Genomic DNA, 4064 nt, shown 5'->3' with positions numbered 1-4064 from the left:
AAGACTACGTCGCCTTCCCGCTGCTGGCCGGACCATTCGCCCCGTTCGTCTTCACCGGCAACCTCACGGCGAACCTGATCCGCAACGTCTGGTCCTACATGATCATCTTCTGCGGGCACTTCCCGGACGGCACCCAGGAATTCTCCGCCGACGAGGCGAACAATGAGTCACGCGGTATGTGGTACTTCCGGCAGATTCTCGGATCGGCAAACCTGACCGGCGGCAAGCTCTTTCACATCCTGTCCGGCAACCTGTCGCACCAGATCGAGCATCACCTGTTCCCGGACGTGCCGGCCCGCCGGTACGCCGAGATCGCGCCGGAGGTGCGGGAGATCTGTCGCCGCTACGGCATCCCGTATAACGCGGGCTCGTTGCCCAGGCAATTCGCCACCGTGGTCCGCAAGATTTGGAAGCTGGCCTTGCCGCAGAAGAATCGAGCCGTTGAATCTAAACCCGAGGCCTTCGCCGCCTAAACGTCGAAACTGCGCGCAGGGTTGTGCTTTTCGGGAAATCACGACCGTCGGTGCAGTTTCGATGCGCTAGCTGCAGTCTCGGCGACCAGTATTACCAGCGCGGCTTGAGCTCAGTCGACGCCGATCGTCACCTCTGTCGCCTTGATCAAAACCGTCGCGGGTTGACCGACTTTGAGACCGAGATTGACTGCCGCGTCCTTGGTAATCGAGGAGGTGACAACTTGGTCGCTTCCGTCGAGGCGGACCTTCACGGTGGCCATAACGCTGCCGAGGTCCACATCGGAGATCGTGCCTTTGAGCTGATTTCTTGTCGATAGCCGCATCGCGGTCCTCCATTCATCGGTCCTCTCGACGAGCGTAAGGCCGCGCGTCGGCAAACGGCACCGTTTCAGTCGCCGGAACCCAGCACCGCGGCCGACGCCTGAACCGCCGGCTCGACGATGTCGCGCACGTCTGTCCCGTCTTCGACGGCAAGCGCGGTCAGTTCGCGAAGACCACCCACCAAAATCACCGCCAGCGGCCGGGTCAGCGGCGGCAGACCGGCCTGCCGGAACCCGGGGCTGCCGCTCAGGTCGATCAGCAACGTGGTCAACAGCGCCAACCCGTGCCGCTGAACGGGGCGCGCCGCCGTACCCAACGACGGAAGCTCGCGAATCCAGCTCAACGTGATGGCCGGTCGCGACTCGATGTGTGCGACGTAAGCCTCCACGGCCTGACGAATCTGGCGATGCCAATCGGCATGCGGATCGACGGCCGTCCGGATCTCCTGCGCCAACTTCTCGATGTCGGCATGCAGCAGATCGAGGAAGCATTGCTCTTTACCGGCGAACTGGTCGTAGAAGGTGCGCTTCGATGTGCGCGCTTGCCGGACGATGTCGGCGACGGTCGTGGCGCGGTAGCCCCGCTCGCGGATCGAGGCGGCGAGGCCGTCGAGCAGCCGACGGCGGAACGGGTCGATATCGGCGCACGCCGCGTCGTCGGCGACTGCCGTCATGACCGCGTCCCCTCTCGCCGACCCCTTGCCAGCGGTTGGTACTACACGGTACCGTACCTGCATACGTTTGTGGTACCCGTGAGTACCACGCCGATGTTGGGAGTGCACCCCATGAGCTCCGCCGACACCCAGGTGACCACCGCGCCTCCGGCCGTCAGAGTGCCGCCGGGGCCGCGAATTCCAAAAGCCTTGCAGGGCGTCGCGTTCATGATCTCGCGGCGCCGGACTGTGCAACAGGTCGCGCGCCGCTACGGCGATGTCTTCACGTTGAACGTCCCGGTTTACGGCCACGTTGTGGTGGTGGCGAATCCGCAATTGGCCAAACAGGTATTCACCACCAGCCCCGAGGACCTCGGCAACATCCAGCCGAACTTGAGCCGGCTGCTGGGTTCCGGGTCGGTATTCGCGCTGGAAGGAGACGACCACCGGCGGCGGCGTCGGCTGCTGGCGCCGCCCTTCCACGGCAAGAGCATCAAGAACTACGAAAACATTATCGAGGAAGAGACACTGCGGGAGATCGCCGGCTGGCCCGAGGGCGAGGCGTTTCCGACCTTGCCGTCGACGATGCGGATCACGCTCAACATCATCCTGCGGGCGGTGTTCGGTGCCGAGGGTGCCGACCTCGACGAGTTGCTGCGCATCATCCCGCCCTGGGTCACACTGGGTTCTCGGCTGGCGGCACTGCCCAAACCCTCTCGGACCTATGGCCGCTTCAGCCCGTGGGGTCGGCTGGCCAGGTGGCGGCGACAGTATGACACCGTCATCGACAAGTTGATCGCCGACGAGCGGGCCGACCCGAATTTCGAAAACCGCAACGACGTGCTGGCCCTGTTGCTGCGCAGCAGGTACGAGGACGGTTCGGCGATGTCGCGCAAGGACATCGGTGATGAGCTGCTGACCTTGTTGGCCGCCGGGCACGAAACCACGGCCGCCACGTTGGGCTGGGCGTTCGAGCGGCTGAGCCGGTACCCCGATGTGCTCGGGCAACTCGTCGCCGAAGCCGAGACTGACGAAAACGAGCTACGTCAGGCGGCGATCCTCGAGGTCCAGCGCAACCGGACGGTCATCGATCTGGCCGGCCGTCACGTCAACGCGCCGGCATACGAGCTTGGCGAGTGGGTCATTCCCCGCGGATACACGATTCTCGTGAGCATCTCGCAGATGCACGCCAATCCGGAGGTCTTTGCCGAGCCGGATCGCTTTGATCCGCAACGATTTATCGGATCCAAGCCGTCCAGCTTTGCCTGGATTCCATTCGGGGGTGGTGCCCGTCGTTGTGTGGGGGCTGTGTTCGCCAATATGGAGATGGACGTGGTGGTCCGGACGGTGTTGCGGCACTTCACTATTGACACCACGACCGCGCCGGGCGAGAAGTGGCACTCCCGTGGCGTCACGTTCACTCCGAACGACGGCGGGCGCATCGTCGTGCGTCGGCGACCCGGCTGAACAGGTCCGTGGTCATTGGTCACGGATCAATGTGAGCGCGGTGCTCGCGGCGGCGAAGTAGCGGGGGTCCGGCCGCAGCGCGTGTTCCCGGATTGCCGCTTCGCACATCTTGATCGCGTGCTCATCGCCGATCTCGGCGGCTTGGGCGGCCAACGCCGCGGGTTGCGGCTCGAAACCCGATCCGGCCAACTCAACGGTGGCCGTGGCGCGACGCCCACCGAATCTGGCGAAGATTTCCCGATTGACGCCGACCATCGTCTGCAATGAGATCCCGTGCATCGGTGCAGGCAGTTCGGTCAGCACCAACCGCATGGCGGCTGGTGCGGTAATGGTGTGGATCAGCGGGACGGGGTGCGACGGCTTCGTGGTCGTGTAGTAGCCGGCGTATTCGGCGGTCAGCTCGCTTAGCGCCCGATCGACGGCTGCGATGGTCGTCCGGGTCGGTTCGTCGATATCGCTTCGGATGGCGGTATATCCGGTTGCCCAAAACGCAAGCCCGCGGGCGAGTTCGTCGATCTGCAGATCGCTTGGCCGGCCGACAGTTTTCAGGCCGCGCACGGCGTGTGCGGTGCGGATCAAGCCGTGTGTCAACGATCCGGCACAGCCCGGGAGCAACCTGAGCCACCAGGTTTCAAGCACCTGTCGCCAATCGTTTTCGGCCAATTCTCGACGGAACAGCTCGACCCAATCGCCGCCGCGCTTGGGCTCTCCGAGCGCTTCCTGCCAGTCGCCGCGGATCGGTCGCCACGGTTTCGGCAGTGGGCCATACCGGCGGTGGTGGATGTTGGTGTCGACCCAACTGTCGACTTCGTCGCAGTACCCCAGACTGGCGAGCGCCTCGGCGGCCATTGGCCCATGGTTGGCGAAGAAGTCACCGAGGTAGAAACCAGTCGTCTGCAGCCGGTCCAGCGCCCCGTTGATGGCCTCTGCGTATGTCGTGGAAGCATTCACATCACCAAACCTAGAACCTCAACAAACATTGAGGTCAATGCCTCTTGCAGACACTGTTTAAGATGTGTCGCAATGTTGCGTCCTGAAAGTTGGACTGGACTAGCGGGTGGGAGTCCCGTCCCGGTAGGCACCGGAGCGCCGGGTAGCAGGCCCCGGTTCGTCGTGGAGACGCGGCGGGCTGAGCGGGGTGTCAAGAGCCT

At 64.0% G+C, this 4064-nt stretch carries 5 protein-coding genes; 2 read left to right on the top strand and 3 right to left on the bottom strand.

Annotated elements, in window-relative coordinates; translation table 11 throughout:
• Positions 1–473, top strand: a 473-nt coding sequence (locus ACRDTL_RS04920) for a fatty acid desaturase family protein (RefSeq protein WP_431505601.1), incomplete at its 5' end; no start/stop codon positions are given.
• 110 nt (positions 474–583) lie between these two features.
• On the opposite strand, the gene ACRDTL_RS04915 is transcribed toward ACRDTL_RS04920, so the two are convergent.
• Both ACRDTL_RS04915 and ACRDTL_RS04910 read right to left on the bottom strand, forming a co-directional pair.
• Complete coding sequence (locus ACRDTL_RS04915) at positions 584–796, bottom strand: TOBE domain-containing protein (protein ID WP_431505600.1); 213 nt, start codon at positions 794–796, stop codon at positions 584–586.
• 65 nt (positions 797–861) lie between these two features.
• Positions 862–1467: a TetR/AcrR family transcriptional regulator gene (locus ACRDTL_RS04910; protein WP_431505599.1), complete on the bottom strand. Its 606-nt coding sequence runs from the start codon at positions 1465–1467 to the stop codon at positions 862–864.
• 111 nt (positions 1468–1578) lie between these two features.
• Between ACRDTL_RS04910 and ACRDTL_RS04905 the strand changes: the two genes are divergently transcribed.
• Positions 1579–2913 (top strand): cytochrome P450, encoded by a 1335-nt coding sequence (locus ACRDTL_RS04905; RefSeq protein ID WP_431505598.1) that lies wholly within the window; start codon positions 1579–1581, stop codon positions 2911–2913.
• 12 nt (positions 2914–2925) lie between these two features.
• On the opposite strand, the gene ACRDTL_RS04900 is transcribed toward ACRDTL_RS04905, so the two are convergent.
• Complete coding sequence (locus tag ACRDTL_RS04900) at positions 2926–3864, bottom strand: hypothetical protein (protein WP_431505597.1); 939 nt, start codon at positions 3862–3864, stop codon at positions 2926–2928.
• Positions 3865–4064 lie beyond the last annotated feature (200 nt).

The organism is Mycobacterium sp., assembly GCF_050700595.1.
Taxonomy (GTDB): Bacteria; Actinomycetota; Actinomycetes; order Mycobacteriales; family Mycobacteriaceae; genus Mycobacterium.
This window is presented reverse-complemented; position numbering and strand designations above follow the sequence as displayed.